The following is a 708-nucleotide window of genomic DNA, read 5'->3' on the forward strand; positions in this document are numbered from 1 at the left end:
CAATAATGGGCCTGTTTGGACGCTCCCGTGATGTGCGCACACCCGTTGTGCCTGAAGCAGTATAAGCAACGATAGCTTTCAATTACAGTGTTTCGGCGATCTGACGCGCAGCGAGAAAAATCGCATCGGTCCCCGTTGATTCTGGAGCAGGATGCTGTGCGCCAACCTGAACCGCATAAGTCTGATCTTGTTTGATTTGTTAGGCGATTCGATCCACCATCATAGCACGACTTCTTCAAGATAAAGATCAGCAGACAACATGACAGCACCACCCACTACATAAACCGCTGCAGAAACATCACACATCTCTGCTCATAGAAAAACAGATGACAAATGGAATATATTCTTCAAAATATAAAGAAAACTATGCCCCAATGTTCCCGTTAAACACCCTTTGTTCCATCTTGAGAAACAGAAGCGATACGCAAGAGATTGGTAGCACCAGGTGTACCAAGAGGAACACCAGCTGTCACAAGGAAGCGATCTCCCCCTTGGCAAAAGCCTTCTTGAAAAGCAATCGCAGCCGCACGATCAACCATATCCTCCAAATCCCGCGCGTCTTCAGTGACCACACAATGAAGTCCCCAGACCAAAGCCAAACGTCTTGCTGTTTTTACAATAGGCGATAAGGCAATAATGGGCCTGTTTGGACGCTCCCGTGATGTGCGCACACCCGTTGTGCCTGAAGCAGTATAAGCAACGATAGCT

1 protein-coding gene and 1 pseudogene are annotated in these 708 nt (G+C 47.7%); both read right to left on the minus strand.

Translation table 11 applies throughout. The features are described from left to right. Positions 1-312 (minus strand): annotated as a pseudogene (locus ACFINZ_RS10895) (pyruvate kinase alpha/beta domain-containing protein); the annotation flags it as partial. A gap of 71 nt (positions 313-383) precedes the next feature. Continuing rightward, the coding region (locus ACFINZ_RS10900) for a pyruvate kinase alpha/beta domain-containing protein (RefSeq protein WP_375701527.1) at positions 384-708 on the minus strand (325 nt) is incomplete at its 5' end.

This window comes from Bartonella sp. AA81SXKL (genome assembly GCF_042196945.1).
Taxonomy (GTDB): Bacteria; Pseudomonadota; Alphaproteobacteria; order Rhizobiales; family Rhizobiaceae; genus Bartonella.